Origin of the sequence: Saccharopolyspora sp. NPDC049426 (genome assembly GCF_040676935.1) — a bacterium.
Lineage (GTDB): Bacteria > Actinomycetota > Actinomycetes > Mycobacteriales > Pseudonocardiaceae > Saccharopolyspora.
In genome coordinates this window covers 281501-297187 of the sequence record NZ_JBFAPZ010000011.1, presented here as the reverse complement: position 1 = coordinate 297187, position 15687 = coordinate 281501, and the positions used below count along the sequence as shown (strand labels likewise).

The 15687-nt window shown below is 70.6% G+C and carries 15 protein-coding genes; 10 read left to right on the top strand and 5 right to left on the bottom strand.

Features of this window, described 5'->3' with window-relative positions; translation table 11 throughout:
- The first annotated feature begins 99 nt into the window (after positions 1-99).
- From aceA to mmsB, 7 genes are all read left to right on the top strand, one after another.
- Positions 100-1413, top strand: a complete 1314-nt coding sequence (gene aceA, locus AB0J78_RS24475; RefSeq protein ID WP_363792774.1) for an isocitrate lyase — start codon at positions 100-102, stop codon at positions 1411-1413.
- 413 nt (positions 1414-1826) lie between these two features.
- Complete coding sequence (locus AB0J78_RS24470; RefSeq protein ID WP_363792772.1) at positions 1827-2873, top strand: nitronate monooxygenase; 1047 nt, start codon at positions 1827-1829, stop codon at positions 2871-2873.
- Positions 2874-2931: 58 nt separating this feature from the next.
- Positions 2932-3591: an MOSC domain-containing protein gene (locus AB0J78_RS24465; RefSeq protein ID WP_363792770.1), complete on the top strand. Its 660-nt coding sequence runs from the start codon at positions 2932-2934 to the stop codon at positions 3589-3591.
- 326 nt (positions 3592-3917) lie between these two features.
- The gene (locus AB0J78_RS24460; RefSeq protein WP_363792769.1) at positions 3918-5417 is read left to right on the top strand and encodes a CoA-acylating methylmalonate-semialdehyde dehydrogenase; all 1500 of its coding nucleotides are present in this window, start codon (positions 3918-3920) and stop codon (positions 5415-5417) included.
- A gap of 58 nt (positions 5418-5475) precedes the next feature.
- The gene (locus AB0J78_RS24455) at positions 5476-6639 is read left to right on the top strand and encodes an acyl-CoA dehydrogenase family protein (RefSeq protein WP_363792767.1); all 1164 of its coding nucleotides are present in this window, start codon (positions 5476-5478) and stop codon (positions 6637-6639) included.
- Positions 6640-6687: 48 nt separating this feature from the next.
- Positions 6688-7722 (top strand): enoyl-CoA hydratase/isomerase family protein, encoded by a 1035-nt coding sequence (locus AB0J78_RS24450; protein WP_363792765.1) that lies wholly within the window; start codon positions 6688-6690, stop codon positions 7720-7722.
- Between the two features lie 49 nt (positions 7723-7771).
- Entirely contained in the window at positions 7772-8659 is an 888-nt protein-coding gene (gene mmsB / locus AB0J78_RS24445; RefSeq protein ID WP_363792763.1) for a 3-hydroxyisobutyrate dehydrogenase, read from the top strand.
- On the opposite strand, the gene AB0J78_RS24440 is transcribed toward mmsB, so the two are convergent.
- From AB0J78_RS24440 to AB0J78_RS24430, 3 genes are all read right to left on the bottom strand, one after another.
- Positions 8628-9842 (bottom strand): cytochrome P450, encoded by a 1215-nt coding sequence (locus tag AB0J78_RS24440; RefSeq protein ID WP_363792761.1) that lies wholly within the window; start codon positions 9840-9842, stop codon positions 8628-8630. The genes mmsB and AB0J78_RS24440 overlap by 32 nt on opposite strands.
- Entirely contained in the window at positions 9839-10690 is an 852-nt protein-coding gene (locus AB0J78_RS24435; protein ID WP_363792759.1) for a DUF4097 family beta strand repeat-containing protein, read from the bottom strand. Before AB0J78_RS24435 ends, AB0J78_RS24440 begins: the two co-directional genes overlap by 4 nt.
- 76 nt (positions 10691-10766) lie before the next feature.
- The gene (locus AB0J78_RS24430; protein WP_363792758.1) at positions 10767-11261 is read right to left on the bottom strand and encodes a toxin-antitoxin system HicB family antitoxin; all 495 of its coding nucleotides are present in this window, start codon (positions 11259-11261) and stop codon (positions 10767-10769) included.
- Between the two features lie 116 nt (positions 11262-11377).
- On the opposite strand from AB0J78_RS24430, the gene AB0J78_RS24425 reads away from it, so the two are divergent.
- From AB0J78_RS24425 to AB0J78_RS24415, 3 genes are read left to right on the top strand one after another with little or no spacing between them, the layout of a single operon-like run.
- Positions 11378-11611: a hypothetical protein gene (locus AB0J78_RS24425; RefSeq protein WP_363792756.1), complete on the top strand. Its 234-nt coding sequence runs from the start codon at positions 11378-11380 to the stop codon at positions 11609-11611.
- A complete protein-coding gene (locus AB0J78_RS24420; RefSeq protein WP_363792755.1) occupies positions 11608-12021 on the top strand; it encodes a ribonuclease domain-containing protein in 414 nt (137 codons plus the stop codon). The genes AB0J78_RS24425 and AB0J78_RS24420 overlap by 4 nt, the downstream gene beginning before the upstream one ends.
- A gap of 5 nt (positions 12022-12026) precedes the next feature.
- A complete protein-coding gene (locus tag AB0J78_RS24415; protein ID WP_363792753.1) occupies positions 12027-12434 on the top strand; it encodes a barstar family protein in 408 nt (135 codons plus the stop codon).
- Between the two features lie 67 nt (positions 12435-12501).
- Here the strand turns inward: AB0J78_RS24415 and AB0J78_RS24410 are convergent, their stop codons facing one another.
- A complete protein-coding gene (locus tag AB0J78_RS24410; protein ID WP_363792751.1) occupies positions 12502-13278 on the bottom strand; it encodes an enoyl-CoA hydratase family protein in 777 nt (258 codons plus the stop codon).
- 66 nt (positions 13279-13344) lie between these two features.
- Positions 13345-15687, bottom strand: coding sequence for an ADP-ribosylglycohydrolase family protein (locus tag AB0J78_RS24405; RefSeq protein WP_363792749.1), 2343 nt, complete (start codon positions 15685-15687; stop codon positions 13345-13347).

Below are 15687 nucleotides of genomic sequence, written 5' to 3'. Positions count from 1 at the left end.
AACCCTGAAATTTACCTGGAAAATCTGGCGCGGTTTCGCTTGGCAGCGCGCAATATTGATTCCAGCAGGTCGCCAGCGATCCCGGAAGGGGAAAAAATCATGAGCATCCGCGAGCAGGCGAAGAAGGCCGCTGAGGAGCTGCAGCGCGATTGGGACACCAACCCGCGCTGGAAGGGCGTCGAGCGCACGCACTCGGCTGAGACCGTCGTCCGCCTCCGCGGCTCGGTGCAGGAAGAGCACACCCTGGCCCGCCAGGGCTCGGAGCGGCTGTGGAAGCTGCTGCACGAGCTCGACTACGTCAACTCGCTGGGCGCGCTGACCGGTAACCAGGCGGTCCAGCAGGTCCGTGCGGGCCTCAAGGCCATCTACCTGTCCGGCTGGCAGGTCGCCGCCGACGCCAACCTGGCGGGCGAGACCTACCCGGACCAGTCGCTGTACCCGGCCAACTCGGTCCCGCAGGTCGTCCGCCGCATCAACAACGCCCTCAAGCGCGCCGACCAGATCAACTGGGCCGAGGCGCTCGACCCGGAGGGTGGCGCCATCGAGGGTGAGGACACCCACTGGCTCGCCCCGATCGTCGCCGACGCCGAGGCCGGCTTCGGTGGTGTCCTCAACGCCTACGAGCTGATGCGCGGCATGATCGGCGCCGGCGCCGCGGGTGTGCACTGGGAGGACCAGCTCGCTTCCGAGAAGAAGTGCGGTCACCTGGGTGGCAAGGTGCTCATCCCCACCAGCCAGCACGTCAAGACGCTGAACGCCGCCCGTCTGGCCGCCGACGTCGCCGGTGTGCCGTCCCTGGTCATCGCGCGTACCGACGCCGAGGCCGCGACGCTGCTGACCAGCGACATCGACGACCGCGACAAGCCGTTCCTCACCGGTGAGCGCACCGCCGAGGGCTTCTACAAGGTCAACAACGGCATCGAGCCCTGCATCGCCCGCGCCAAGGCGTACGCGCCGTACTCGGACCTGATCTGGATGGAGACCGGTACTCCGGACCTGGAGATGGCCCGCAAGTTCGCCGAGGCCGTCAAGTCCGAGTACCCGGACCAGATGCTGGCCTACAACTGCTCGCCGTCGTTCAACTGGAAGAAGAACCTGGACGACGCCACCATCGCCAAGTTCCAGCGCGAGCTCGGCCACATGGGCTTCAAGTTCCAGTTCATCACCCTGGCGGGCTTCCACGCCCTGAACTACAGCATGTTCGACCTGGCCAAGGGCTACGCCACCGACGGCATGACCGCCTACGTCGAGCTGCAGGAGAAGGAGTTCGGCTCGGAAGACCGCGGTTACACCGCGACTCGCCACCAGCGCGAGGCCGGTACCGGTTACTTCGACACGATCAGCACTGCAATCAACCCGGAATCGTCGACCACCGCGCTGGCCGGTTCGACCGAGACCTCGCAGTTCCACTGATCGTGTGGTTGATGGTGGCCGGCGCGCCTGCTGCGCCGGCCACCCCCTGAACGCACCAGCGGCCCTGTGGCGGGGTGTCGGAAAAATCGCAATGGTGCGAGTGAGCGGGAACCCATGGCGTCGGGTTCCCGCTCACTTTTTTGTCTTTTGATCGTGGCCCCTTTGCTGGGCGGTGCGGGTGGGGGAACCTGAGCCGCGCTGTGGACTCCGCGCGCCACTCCTTGAGTATGTGAATACGCGGCGTCGCGGCGTGCTCGCCACAGCACGGCTCAGAACCCCCTGCGGTGCGAGTTGCTCGGGTGGGTACTGAGAAAAGCACCTTCGGTGCTTGCCTGACGGTGGGTCCGCGGACGCTGTTCGGGATCGTTGAACGCGGGTGCTGCGGTGGAGTGTTCGGAGGTAGCGTTTTCAACATGATCGTCGAGTCGAGGGTTCCGCTGGTGGCCGCGCCGATGGCCGGAGGTCCCAGCACGCCGGAGCTGGCCGCGGCGGTGAGCGGAGCCGGGGCGCTGGGGTTCCTGGCGGGCGCGATGCTGACCGAGGACAAGCTCGTCGAGCAGATCGCGCGAATCCGCTCGCTCACCGATGAGCCCTTCGGCGTGAACCTCTTCGTGCCCAGCGAGCGCAGGGACGTCGACCTCGACGACTACCGGTCGCGGGTCGCGGAGGCCGCCGGAAGGTACGGGGCGGAACCGGGCTCGGCCGACTGGGACGACGACTCCTACCCGGCCAAGGTGCAGCGGCTCGTCGACGAGCGGATCCCGGTGGTGTCGTTCACCTTCGGACTTCCCGAAGCGTCCACCGTGGATCAGCTGCACGCGGTGGGATCGGAGGTCGTGGTCACCGTGACCACCGCCGACGAGGCCCGGCAGGCGGCACGCGTGGGCGCCGACGCGGTGTGCGTGCAGGGCATGGAGGCCGGCGGGCACCGCGGCGTGTTCCACGACGACCCCGAGCTTCCCGGTGGCGGGCCGCTGCTCGGCCTGCTGCCGGCCATCCGCTCGGTGCGCGCGGCGGTGGACCTGCCGGTCATCGCCGCGGGCGGGCTGGTGCACGGCGCGGACGTCGCGGCCGTGCTGACGGCCGGAGCAACCGCCGCGCAACTGGGGACCGCGTTCCTGGTCTGCGACGAGGCGGGCACCGCGCAGGCGCAACGGGCCCAGATGGCCGAAGGCCAGCGGCAGACAGACGTCACGCGGGCGTTCAGCGGTCGCCCCGCGCGCGGCCTGGTGAACCGCTTCATGCTCGACAACCAGGATGCCCCGGCGGCGTATCCGCAGGTGAACAACCTGACCAAGCCGATGCGCGGCGCCGCGGGCAAGGCGGGCGACGCCGAGGCGATCTCGATGTGGGCGGGCCAGAGCTACGCCCACGCCCGCCCGATGCCCGCCGCCGACCTGGTCGGATTGCTGCGCCGCGAGGCGCGCGAAGCGCTGCAGGCGGTCACCGGACGACTGTGACCTTCGCGGTCCTCAAACCCGTTGGGGCGGCTCGGAGAGGTCACGTAGGTTGATCGCCATGAGCGTCGTGTCGTCGGTGAACCTGGCAGTCGTGCGGTCCGGGGAGTGGGCCGGGCGCCTCGGCGAGAGCGGCATCGACAAGCGTCCCGCCGACGCGCCGGTGCTGTTCACCGAAACCGGCGTCCAGGGCGATGCGGTGTGCGACACCAAGCACCACGGCGCCTGGTACCAGGCCGCCTACGCTTTCGACGGCGAGGAGCTGGCGCACTGGTCGGCCGAGCTCGGCAAGGACCTCGTGCCAGGCAACGCGGGCGAGAACCTGACGCTGGCCGGCGTGGACAGCACCTCGGCGCTGATCGGCGAGCGCTGGGCGATCGGCGGTGCCGTGCTGCGGGTGACCGGGCCGCGGCAGCCCTGCCGCGTCTTCGCCGGTTTCTGGGACGTCCCCGGCCTGGTCAAGAGGTTCACCCAGCACGGGCGCACCGGCGCCTACCTGGCCGTCGAGCAGCCGGGCGAGATCAGCGCGGGCGACGAGGTCCGCGTGCTGTCCCAGCCCGATCACGGCGTCCAGGTCGCGGAGGTCTTCGCGCTGACCATGCACGGCCGCGACGACCTCGCCGACCACGTCGCCGGCTGCCTGCCCGACCTGCCGGAGAAGTGGCGGGCCACCATCGCGGCGAAGATCGACACCGCCCGCGCGCACCGCACCACCGCCTGAGCGCGCCTGGCGCTGAGAAGACGGCTCGACGGCCTGAGCCCTCGCGCCGTGCATCCCGCGCGGCTCCGTCGCCGCCGTCGGCCGGCGGCAGCCCTCGCGGTCCGCGCAGTGCCCGCGGATCGGGACGCTGCGGCTCGGCTCGTCCTCGCGAGACGTCCCTCAAGTGGTGCTCCTCGCGCCTGGATAAAACGGCGTGAAGTGCGCAGAATCGATACTGTGACGCGGCACACCCTGTTGTGCGTGCGTTCCTTGTGGGAAAGATTGGGCTACAAACAGTTTGGCTTCCTAGTATTTCGATGGCCGGTTCGGCGGAGGTGCGGTGCGAGATGACACGCGAGCTGGAGCACTTCATCGGTGGAAAGCGGGTGCTGGGCAACTCCGGTTCCTTCGGTGACGTGTTCGACCCCAACACGGGCCTGGTTCAGGCCAGGGTGCCGCTGGCCTCGACCGACGAGGTCACGGCGGCTGTCGACAACGCGGCTGCGGCGCAGCCGGCGTGGGCCGCGATGAACCCGCAGAAGCGGGCTCGCGTGCTCATGCGGTTCGTGCAGCTGATCAACGACGAGATGGAGGACCTGGCACGCGTGCTGTCCTCCGAGCACGGCAAGACCGTCGCCGACGCCAAGGGCGACATCCAGCGCGGCCTGGAGGTCGTGGAGTTCGCGATCGGCGTCCCGCACCTGCTCAAGGGCGAGTACAGCGACAGCGTCGGCTCCGGCATCGACGTCTACTCGCTGCGCCAGCCGCTGGGCGTGGTCGCGGGCATCACGCCGTTCAACTTCCCGGCGATGATCCCGTTGTGGAAGGCGGCACCGGCGATCGCCTGCGGCAACGCCTTCGTGCTCAAGCCCTCCGAGCGCGACCCCTCGGTGCCGCTGCGACTGGCAGAGCTGTTCATCGAGGCGGGAGGCCCGCCCGGGATCTTCAACGTCGTCAACGGTGACAAGACCGCCGTCGACGCGCTGCTGACCGAACCGCGCGTCGAGGCAATCGGCTTCGTCGGGTCCTCCGACATCGCCGAGTACATCTATTCCACCGCCGCGGCGCACGGCAAGCGCGCGCAGTGCTTCGGCGGTGCCAAGAACCACCTGATCGTCATGCCGGACGCGGATCTCGACCAGGTCGCCGACGCGCTGATCGGCGCGGGCTACGGCTCGGCGGGGGAGCGCTGCATGGCGATCTCGGTGGCCGTGCCGGTCGGCGAGGCCACCGCGAACGCGCTGGTCGACAAGCTCGTCGAGAAGATCCAGGGGCTCAAGGTCGGCACCAGCTTCGACGCCGACGCCGACTTCGGCCCGCTGGTGACCAAGCAGGCGTGGCAGAAGGTGCACGACCTCGTGGGCGCCGGCGTCGACGAGGGCGCGCAGCTGGTGGTCGACGGGCGCGACTTCTCGCTGGCAGGCAACGAGGACGGCTTCTTCATGGGCGCCTCGCTGTTCGACCACGTCACGCCGGAGATGCGCATCTACCGCGAGGAGATCTTCGGCCCGGTGCTGTCGATCGTGCGGGCCGCCGACTACGAGGAAGCGCTGCGGCTGCCCAACGAGAACGAGTACGGCAACGGCGTCGCGATCTTCACCCGCGACGGCGACGCCGCGCGCGAGTTCGTCAACCGGGTCAACACCGGCATGGTCGGCGTGAACGTGCCGATCCCGGTGCCGATCGCGTACCACACCTTCGGCGGCTGGAAGCGGTCCGGATTCGGCGACCTCAACCAGCACGGCCCGGACTCGATCCGCTTCTACACCAAGACCAAGACGGTCACTTCGCGCTGGCCCTCCGGACTCAAGGAAGGCGCCAGCTTCACCATCCCGACGATGCACTGATCGCGCGGGCGGGGGCCGGCGATCCCGGTCCCCGTCCGAACGCGAGGAGGGAGTCGACGTGTCCGTCGCAGCAGTGGCGAGCTCGCCTTTCGAGCTCGCCGACGACCAGCGCGCCATCCGTGACGCCGCGCTGGAATTCGCCCAAGACCAGCTCGCCCCGCACGCCGTGGAGTGGGACCAGGACAAGTACTTCCCGGTCGAGACGCTGCGCGCAGCAGGGGAACTCGGTATCGGCGGCGTCTACGTCGACGAGGCCTTCGGTGGCAGCGGCCTGAGCAGGTTCGACTCGGTTCTGATCTTCGAGGCGCTGGCCAGCGGAGATCCGTCGATCGCCGCCTACATCTCCATCCACAACATGTGCGCGGGCATGATCGACCGCTTCGGCAGCGACGCCCAGCGTGCGCGCTGGCTGCCGGGGCTGTGCTCGATGGAACGCCTCGCGAGCTACTGCCTGACCGAACCCGGCGCGGGATCGGACGCCGCCGCGCTGCAGACCCGGGCGGTCCGCGACGGCGACGACTACGTGCTCACCGGGGTCAAGCAGTTCATCTCCGGTGGCGGCAGCTCCGACGTCTACGTGGTGATGGCCCGCACCGGCGAACCGGGGCACAAGGGCATCTCCACCTTCGTCGTGGAGGCCGGAGCCGAGGGGCTGTCCTTCGGGGCCAACGAGAAGAAGATGGGCTGGAACGCCCAGCCCACGCGCCAGGTCATCTTCGACGGCGTCCGCGTCTCCGCTGATCAGCGGCTCGGCGACGAGGGCATCGGGTTCCGCATCGCCATGGCCGGGCTCGACGGCGGCCGGCTCAGCGTCGGCGCCTGCTCGCTCGGCGGCGCGCAGGCCGCGCTGGACAAGTCGCTGGGATACGTGCGGGAACGCAGCGCGTTCGGCTCCAAGCTCAGCGAGTTCGAGGCCTTGCAGTTCAAGCTCGCCGACATGGCCACCGAGCTGGAGGCCGCGCGCCTGCTGCTGTGGCGGGCGGCGTGGGCGCTGGACACCAAGGACCCGGCGGCCACCCGGTTGTGCGCGATGGCCAAGCGACTGGCCACCGACGCCGGGTTCACCGTGGCCAACGAGGCACTTCAGATCCACGGTGGATACGGATACCTTGCCGAGTACGGCCTGGAGAAGATCGTCCGCGACCTGCGGGTGCATCAGATCCTGGAAGGCACCAACGAAATCATGCGGCTGATCATCTCCCGTGGTCTGCTGGCGGCCTGACCGCCGCCCCGGGGGCAGCGCCTTCGCACAACGATGGAGTTTCGCACCATGACGGAGTCCGAGATCCTGGTCAGCGAGAACGGCTCGCTCGGGCGGATCACGCTCAACCGCCCGAAAGCCCTCAACTCGCTGACCCTCGGCATGGTCCGGGAGATGACCGAGGCGGTCGAGCGGTGGCGCGACGCCGAGCACATCAGGGCGATCCTGATCGACGGCGCCGGTGAGCGCGGTCTGTGCGCCGGCGGTGACGTGCGCGCCCTGCACGACGCGGCCAAGGCCGGTGACGAGTCGCTGCCCGCGGCGTTCTGGACCGAGGAGTACCAGCTCAACTCCGCGCTGGCCAACTACCCCAAGCCGGTCGTGGGGATCATGGACGGCATCTGCATGGGCGGGGGTGTCGGCATCACCGCGCACGGATCGCACCGGGTGGTCACCGAGCGATCCAAGGTCGGGATGCCCGAGACCGGCATCGGCTTCATCCCCGACGTCGGCGGCACCTACCTGATGTCGCGCACCCCCGGCGAGCTCGGCACGCACCTCGCGCTGACCGGTGGGGCGGTGGGCGGTGCGGACGCGTTGTACTGCGACCTGGCCGACCACTACGTCGACAGCGCCCGGCTCCCGGAGCTCGTCGAGGCCCTGAGCAGCGGTGACGTGGACGAGGTGCTGGCAGCCTTCGCCGCGCCGGTGCCCGAGTCGGCGCTGGCCGAGCACCGGGAGTGGATCGACGCGGCCTACGCGGGCTCCGACGTCGAGTCCGTTCTCGCCCGGCTGCGGGACCGTCCCGAGCAGGCCGCGCAGGACGCCGCGACGACCATCGAGACCAAGTCGCCCACGGCGCTCAAGGTCACCCTGCGCGCGATGCGCAGCGGGTACGACTCGCTGGAGCAGGCGCTGACCCTGGAGTACCGGCTGGCCATGGCGTGCGTGCGGATCGGCGACTTCGTCGAGGGCGTGCGCGCCGCGCTGGTCGACAAGGACCGCAACCCGCAGTGGTCTCCCACAACTCTGTCCGAAGTGGACGAATCCCGGGTGCAGAAGTTCTTCGAACCGGCCTCCGACGAGCCGAAGCTGTTCGGCTGAGCGCGGATTCGCCGGTCTTGGCGGAAGTTCGAGCAGAAAGGTAGTGACAATGGCTGTCATCGGTTTCATCGGACTCGGTCACATGGGCGGTCCGATGTCGGCGAACCTCGTCAAGGCCGGCCACACCGTGCAGGGCTACGACCTCGTCCCGGCCGCCCTGGCCACCGCCGCGGACAACGGCGTGACCACGGTGTCCTCGATCGCGGACGCGGTCCGCGGGGCGGACGCGGTGATCACCATGCTGCCCAGCGGCAAGCACCTGCTGGACGCCTACGACGAGGTGCTGCCCAACGCGGCCTCCGGTGCGCTGCTGGTCGATTCCTCCACTGTGGACGTCGCTGACGCGCGCGCCGCGCACCAGCGCGCGCAGGAAGCCGGTTTCGGCAGCATCGACGCGCCCGTCTCCGGTGGTACGGCCGGTGCCGAGGCGGGAACCCTGACGTTCATGGTCGGCGGGTCCGAAGCCGACTTCCAGCGCGCCGAGAGCGTCTTGGAGCCGATGGCGCGCAAGGTGATCCACTGCGGTGGTCCCGGCAACGGCCAGGTCACCAAGATGTGCAACAACCTCATCCTGGGCGCTTCGATGATCGCGGTCAGCGAGGCGTTCGTGCTCGGGGAGCGCCTCGGCCTCTCGCACGAGGCGCTCTACGACGTCGCTGCGGTCTCCACCGGCCAGTGCTGGGCGCTGACCACGAACTGCCCGGTGCCCGACCTGGTGGAGACCAGCCGCGCGAACCACGACTACGAGCCCGGTTTCGCGGCGGCCCTGATGCTCAAGGACCTCAACCTCGCGCTCTCGGCGGCGGAGCAGTCGGGCACCGACGCGTCCATCGGCCGTCTCGCCACGGACCTCTACCGCCGCTTCAACGAGGAGGGCGGAGGCGGCCAGGACTTCGGCGCCATCATCAAGTCCATCCGCGAGCACTCCGGCTCCTGACGCCGCTCAGCAGCGGGAGCTCGTTCACGCCGTTGATGTCGTACGACCGCATGAACGTCGGCGGACGTCGCGGATCCGTGCTCAGCTGCGGGAAGTGGTCCAGGAGCAGGCCGAGGGCGATCCTGCCCTCCAGCCTCGCCAGGGGTGCGCCGAGGCAGAAGTGGATGCCGCGGCCGAACCCCAGGTGCGGGTTGGGGTCCCGGTGGACGTCGAAGGTCGCAGGGGAGTCGAAGCGGCGCGCGTCCCAGTTGGCGGCGCTGAGCCGCACGGCGATCACCTGGTCGGCGGGCACCTCTCGCTCGCCGATCTCGGTGGCCCGCGTGGTCGCGCGGTAGACGACGGCGAACGGGCTGAGGTAGCGCAGCGATTCCTCGATCGCGCTCGGCAGCAGCGCTCGGTCGTCGCGCACCGCCGCGAGCTGGTCCGGGTGCTCGTCCAGGCACAGCACGGTGTTGCCGAGCAGCAGGGTCGTGGTGATGTGGCCGGCCAGCAGCAGGACGCTGGCGAAGTTGACGATCTCGTCGTCGCTGAGCCGCTCGCCGTCGACCTCGGCCTGGACCAGGTCGGTCAGCAGGTCCCGGCGGGGTCGGCGCCGTCGTTCGGCGGCGTGGCCGAGCAGGTAGTCGCGCATCTCGGTGACCATCCGCAGCTGCCTGGCGGCCTCGTCGCTCTCGGTGTCGATCTCCCGCGCGTTGAACTCGGCCTCGGTGGTCAGCAGGCCGTCGGCCCAGGTCCGGAACTGCGCGCGATCACCGGCCGGCACGCCGAGCAGTTCGGCGATGACGATCACCGGCAGGGGGTGGGCGAGCGCGGAGATCAGGTCGAACTCGTCACCGAGGGGTTCGAGCAGCTCCGCCGTCAGCTCCGCGATCCGAGGTTCCAGATCGTTGACGACCTTCGGCGTGAACGCGCGGCTGACGAGGTTGCGCAGCTCGCGGTGCCGGGGCGGGTCGAGCTGGAGGAGATTGCCCTCCTGCAAGGGGTTCTCGCCCTCCATCCGCAGCACTCGGGCGATGTCGGAGGAGAACGTGCCCGGGTCGCCGAGCGCCTGCACGGCCTCGGCGTGGCCGTAGACGTTCCACACCCCGGTCTCGTCGTCGAAGCGCACCGGAGATTCCGGTGCTGCGCCGCGCATCCAGAACTTGCCGGGGTCGATTCCCCACTTCTCGGCCGGGCAGGTCATCGCACCATCTCCGTTCGTCGGACGGTGACGTCGCCGAAGCCGGTGCGGGCGTGCACCGCGGCGGTCTCCGCGTCGGGATCGGGTTCGTCCGCGTGGTCCATGTCGTTGTGGACTCGGCCGTGCTTGGCGTCGAGGTCCAGCCACGCGGTGGTGCCGGGCCGGATGCCGATGCGCAGGTCGCCGAGCGAGGTCGCCAGCTGCACCGAACCGCGCACGATCTCGTCGATGCGGACGCTGCCGTTGGCGGTCCGCGCCTCGACGTCGGCCAGCGAGCGCTGCACGGTGATGTCGCCGTTGGCGGCCTTGAGCCGCAGGGCGCCGCCGACCTCGCCGAGCCGCGTCGCGCCGTTGGAGTTCTTCACCACGGCGGTGCCGTCGATGCGGTGCAGCTCGACCTCGCCGGTCCCGGTGCTCACCTCCGCGCTGCCCGCGATGTGCCGGGCGGTGACGCGCCCGCCCGCGGTGTCGGCCTTCAGCGCCCCGGTCGCGTCGACGTCGATGCTGCCCATCGCCGTCTTGATCCGGGTGTCGCCGAGCCGGCCTTCGGTCGCGAAGGAGCCGGCGCCGGCCTGCCCGTTCAGGCTGGAGCCCGCGGGCAGTTCGACGGTGATCTCGACCGAGCCCGGCTTGGTGAACAGGCCGCGTGATTTCGGCCCCTTGACCTGCAGGGTTCCGGCGGCGAAGGAGACGTCGGTGTTCTCCGCGGTCGTCACGTCGGCCTTGGTCGCCGCGTCGGTGGGCCGGACGTCGACGGTGGTGCGCGCGGCGTCGGTGGCGAGGATCCGCGCGGTGCCCCACGCGAGTTCGATGGTCGCCGCGATCGGCTCGGGAGTGTCGAATTCAGGCATGGCGGTGCCCTCCAAGGGTGGTGGATGAGCGTCTCCGCTGGTCGGAGACGTGTGGTGAGTCAGGTGGCGAAGTGCCTCAGCGCACCCAGCCGGTGAAGCGCTGGCCGACCTTGCCGTGCGGCCGGGCGCGTGGTCGGTCGCCGTCGAGCGCTGCTGCGGCGGCGCGCACCAGCCAGGCGTTGACCGACAGGTGCTGCGCGGCGGCGGCTTCCTCGACGCGGTTCTTGAGGGATTCCGGCAGTCGCAGGTTGATCCGCGACATCGCGCCCTCGTCGGTCTCCGGGGCCGGTGGTGCTGGGGCGGCTTCGTCTTCGGCGTCCTCGGTGTGGACCGGTGGTGTCACGACGAAGCCGGGCTCGCCGCCGCGCAGCCGCACCTCGACCGAGCCGGGGGCGAGGTCGCTGGTGATCTCGTCGGCAGCGGCCGACAGCGCGTTGAACAGCGTCAGCCGGACGGCCGATTCCAGCGGGGCGGTGAGTCGTTCGGCGAGCTCCCGCGCCTCGTCACCACCGGCTTCGGCGGCCACGGCGAGGTCGCGGCGCAGGTTGTCGACGTACGTCGTGAGGTCCATGACGCCATCATGGCACCACCATGGCACACGGTGCAACCGATCTGGCTCAGGAAGGTGCCACGCGTGGCCGCCGGGGGTGCGCGCAGCGCGGTGGTGGCGCGCGTACGCTGCGCGTTGTGTTGGAGTTGCTGGTCGAGTGGTACGACGGCGTCGAGCTGTGGTTGGTGCAGCTCGTCTATCCGCTGCAGGTCGCCCTGGTCCTTGCGGTCCTGGTGCCGTTGTGCTGGGGGGTGGCGCGAGTCGTCGACCGCGCGGTGGACGGGCTCGGCGCCAGGTTCACCCGCGTGCGCGACGCCGAACCGCAGGTCGGCCACGACGGTGAGACCGGGCGGAGGGGAAAGACGGCGTGAGCTCGCGCAAGCGCATTTCGTCGGCGTTGGTCGGGCTGGTCGCCCTGGTCGTGCTCGGGTGGTTCGGCAAGGACGTCGTCGCCGACTCGCCGAGCACCGAGGTGCCCGGTGCCGCCCAGTCCGGACTGCAGGTCGAGCAGCTGTCGAAGCTGCCGCCCGAGACGGGCAAGACCTACCAGCTCATCGTCAAGGGCGGGCCGTTCCCGTACCCGGGCAAGGACGGCTCGGTGTTCGGCAACCGCGAAGGCGAGCTGCCCCAGCAGAAGTCCGGCTACTACCACGAGTACACCGTGCCGACCCCGGGTTCGAAGGATCGCGGCGCGCGCCGACTGGTCACGGGTGGCCAGGACGAGGTGTACTACACCGGTGATCACTACGAATCGTTCGTGGTTGTGGATACGGCGGGTTGAGTGCCATGTTCGGAGCGAAACTGGCCAGCAGGTTGCGGAAGGAGCAGCCGGTGAGTGATCAGCCGGGCGCCGACATCACGGCTCGCGAGGCCGTCATCACGGCCGAGGAGCGAGGTGCGACCGCCCACGTCCTCGACGGCGTCGACCTGACCAGCAAGCGCACCACCCTCGACGGCATCGCCGCCGTCCTCGACTTCCCCGAGTGGGCCGGGCGGAACCTGGACTCCCTCTTCGACTGCCTGACCGACCTGTCCTGGCTGCCCGAAGGCGAGCACGTCCTGATCTGGTCCGGGTTCCAGGACCTCGCCGACCACGACCCCAAGGCGTTCAACGGCATCAACTCGGTCCTGCGCGACGCGGCGGAGCGCCCCATGTGCGGGCGCCGCTTCACCGCGGTGCTGACCCGATCTTGAGCAGCAGCCGCTCGTAATACTGGATGCGGATGGTCAGTGGCGCCGCAGCGGCGCCACTGACCACCGTTCACCTCAGCGCTTCCGGGACCCAGCCCGGCTTGCGCTTCTCCGCGAACGCCGTGATGCCCTCCTGGCCCTCCTCGCCCGCGAAGTGCCGGGCCGACAGCTGCAGCATCTCGGCGAAGTCGTCGGTCATCGACTCCGGCCGCTGGCTGGTGAGCATGTTCTTCGTGGCGGCCAAGGCGGTGGGTCCGCCGAGCGCCAGCATGTCGGTGTAGCGCTTGACCTCCGAGTCCAGATCGTCGGCCGGGACGGCGGAGTTGAGCAGGCCGATCTCCGCGGCGCGACGGCCGTCGAAGGTCTCGCCGGTGAGGAAGAGCTCGTGCGCCTGGCGGGCGTTGAGCCGGGGGAGCACCGTCACCGAGATGACCGCCGGGACCACGCCGATGCGGACCTCGGTGAAGGCGAACGTGGCGCTCTCGGCCGCCACCGCGATGTCGCAGGCCGCGACGAGTCCCACACCCCCCGCGCGAGCGGGTCCGGCGACCTTGGCCACGACCGGCTTCGGACTGGTCCAGATCTGCTCCAGCAGCGCCGGGAACTCGTTGACGCCCTGCTGATCGGAATCCGCCGAGCGGGACTCCTTGAGATCCATGCCGGCGCAGAACACCTTGCCGGTGTGGGCCAGGACGATCACGCGCACCGCGTCGTCGTTCGTCGCGGCGTCCAGGTGTCCCTTGAGCTCCCGGCGGAGCTGGGCGGACAGGGCGTTGCGGTTGTGCGGCGAATCCAGGGTGATCGTTCCGACCCCGTCGGCCACCTCGAAGTGCACGAGCTCATCCATGCCGGAGACGTTAACCAGCCCCGCACCTCTTGCGCCACACCCGGAGACCCACGCCCCAGCCCCGGATCAGGTGGGTGGGTAGCGGGCGTCCCATGCGGGCGGGCGAGGACCGAACTCCTGGGTGGCGTCCTGGGTGATCCGGGTGATGACGTCGTGGAGTTCGAGCTCCGCGGTCCAGCGCTGGGGGATCTTCGCGGCGCCGGTGGTGGCCGCGGTGAGAGCTCCGGCGACTGCCGTGGTGGTGGAGCTGTTGCCGGAGTGGTTGGCGGCGATCGGCAGGGCGGTGTCGAAGTCGCCGTCGGCGGCCAGCGCCGCGTAGGTGCCGATGGCGAGGGCTTCGGCGGCCGTGCCCGCAGTGCCGAGTTCGCGTTCCAGCTCGTCCGGGGTCAGGCGGGCGCCGTCGGAGAGGTCCTTGGCTGCGGTGAGGCGGCGGGTGACCTCCTCGTGGTCGGTGTGCGGGGCGAGTTCCGCCAGAGCGCCGGTGACCGCCTCGGCGAGCGGCTCTCCGACCAGCAGCTTGGACGTCATGAACCCGAGCGCGCCCGCGCTGAGCAGGGCGGTGGGATGGCCGTGGGTGAGCGCGGCGCTGCGCATGCCCAGCGCGAACACCTGCGACGGGTCGTCGGACCACAGGGCCGCCGGTACCGCGCGCATGATCGCGCCGCTGCCCGCCGAGTCGCTGGCCGGCTTCTCGGGGGTGCCCATCGGCTGCTGGCCCTTGGCGAAGGCGATCAGCGTGCGCATCATGGTCCGGCCCGGGTTGCGGGTCTGGAACAGCGCTCGCTGCTGGACCAGCCAGCCGTCCGGTTCCGGTGCCTCGCGGAGGAAATCGCCCGCCGCCCGCGGCCAGCTCAGGTGCTGGGTGTGCAGCCAGCGCTGGTAGGCGTGCTGCAGGTGCCGGATCGGGTCGTCGGTCTCGCCTGCGCGGCGGGCGACGTTGGCCCGCAGCACGCCCTCGACCGAGAACAGCAGCAGCTGGGTGTCGCTGCCGAGCCGTCCTGACGGATGCCCGGCGGGCACGTACTCGGTGAGCCCGTCGGCGCCGTGACGCGCGCGGATCTCGTCCCAGCTGTCGGAGGCGACCGGCATGCCCAACGCCTCGCCGACCGCGCAGCCCAGCACCGCGCCGAGGAACCGGTCGCGCGAGGCGGCCAGTCGCGGCACCCCGGTCAGCCCGCTCCGGTAGTCCGTCGTCCCGGACGCGGCGGCGGTCGGCGTGGAATCGTCGGCGGGGTAGCGGTTCTCCCACGCGGCGGACTCGTCGGGCTCGGGGCCGAACTCGGTCGCCGCGTCCCGGCCCAGCCGCTCGATCACGCCGAGGATTGGCAACGTCTCCAGCAGGTCCGCGGGGATCGCGGTGGGTCCGCGCAGCGCGCCGAGCAGCTGCCCGCACAGCATCGCCGTGGTCGCGGTGTCCCCGTCGTGCTCGGCGGCTGATGCCATGGCGGCAGCGAAGTCGTCCTCGCAGGCCAGCGCCACGCGCGCGGCGACCGCGAGCGCACCGAGCCCGCTGCGGTGCGCGCCCAGGTGCGCCGGTCCGGGGCGGAAGCCCGCCGGGCTGAGCAGTCCCAGCCGCAGTGCGTCGCCGAGCGCGGTGCGGCCCGACTGCCACCCGGAAATGCCCTGGCGCAGAGAGGTTTCCAGGTCGTGCCCGCGCAGCAGCCACAGCGTCGTCGTGCCCAGCACGCTGGCGGGGCTGTGCCCGTGCGGATGCCCGTGGGTGAGCGCGGCCAGATCACCGCCGAGCGCGAACACCGCGCCCGGATCGCCCGACCACAGCGCGGCCAGCGCCCCGAACGGGACCGCGGTGGCCGTGTCCGCGCTGTTGATCGGCTGCTGCCGGGTGCCCTGCGGATGCCCGGCGACGACCTTCGCCGCCGAGGTCAGCAGCGTCGGCTCATCGGTCGCCGGATCGTGCAGACCTCGCTCGGCGACCAGGAAACCGCTCGGCCGGGGTGAGTCGCCGCCGCAGTCCCGCCACGGCACACCCCGGGTGTGCAGCCAGCGGCGCAACGCCGCCAGCGCCGCCGAGGTCGGTTCGCCGGAACCCGTCGACCGCAGCTGCGTGTGCGCGCGGATCAGCCCTTCCAGCACGAACAGCAGCGCACCGGTGCGCTGACCGACGCGGCCGAGCGCGGCGAACTCGCCCACCGCGCCGCCGAGCAGCATGCCCAGCACGCGGGCCGAGGAACCGGGCAGGGCACCGGCGCGGTCGGCCAGCCCGGTCTCCGGGGCAGCCTCGTCGGAATCCGCCGCGATCCGCTGCTGCAGCTCAGCGGCCCACAGCGGACGGTTCGCGGGATGGCTCTCCCAGTGCCGCCAGACCGTCAGCAGCCGGCGTTCCACCGGGTCCCGCCGACATGCGGCCAGCAGCGCGCGTTCGTCCTCGTCGAGCCCGCGTTCGTCCAC

Excerpts from the sequence above, each read along its gene's own strand:
- aceA (WP_363792774.1), top strand. The coding sequence starts at position 100 with ATGAGCATCCGCGAGCAGGCGAAGAAGGCCGCTGAGGAGCTGCAGCGC.
- AB0J78_RS24470 (WP_363792772.1), top strand. The coding sequence starts at position 1,827 with ATGATCGTCGAGTCGAGGGTTCCGCTGGTGGCCGCGCCGATGGCCGGA.
- AB0J78_RS24460 (WP_363792769.1), top strand. The coding sequence starts at position 3,918 with ATGACACGCGAGCTGGAGCACTTCATCGGTGGAAAGCGGGTGCTGGGC.
- mmsB (WP_363792763.1), top strand. The coding sequence starts at position 7,772 with ATGGCTGTCATCGGTTTCATCGGACTCGGTCACATGGGCGGTCCGATG.
- AB0J78_RS24430 (WP_363792758.1), bottom strand. The coding sequence starts at position 11,261 with ATGGACCTCACGACGTACGTCGACAACCTGCGCCGCGACCTCGCCGTG.
- AB0J78_RS24450 (WP_363792765.1), top strand. The coding sequence starts at position 6,688 with ATGACGGAGTCCGAGATCCTGGTCAGCGAGAACGGCTCGCTCGGGCGG.
- AB0J78_RS24410 (WP_363792751.1), bottom strand. The coding sequence starts at position 13,278 with ATGGATGAGCTCGTGCACTTCGAGGTGGCCGACGGGGTCGGAACGATC.
- AB0J78_RS24415 (WP_363792753.1), top strand. The coding sequence starts at position 12,027 with ATGTTCGGAGCGAAACTGGCCAGCAGGTTGCGGAAGGAGCAGCCGGTG.
- AB0J78_RS24435 (WP_363792759.1), bottom strand. The coding sequence starts at position 10,690 with ATGCCTGAATTCGACACTCCCGAGCCGATCGCGGCGACCATCGAACTC.
- AB0J78_RS24440 (WP_363792761.1), bottom strand. The coding sequence starts at position 9,842 with ATGACCTGCCCGGCCGAGAAGTGGGGAATCGACCCCGGCAAGTTCTGG.
- AB0J78_RS24465 (WP_363792770.1), top strand. The coding sequence starts at position 2,932 with ATGAGCGTCGTGTCGTCGGTGAACCTGGCAGTCGTGCGGTCCGGGGAG.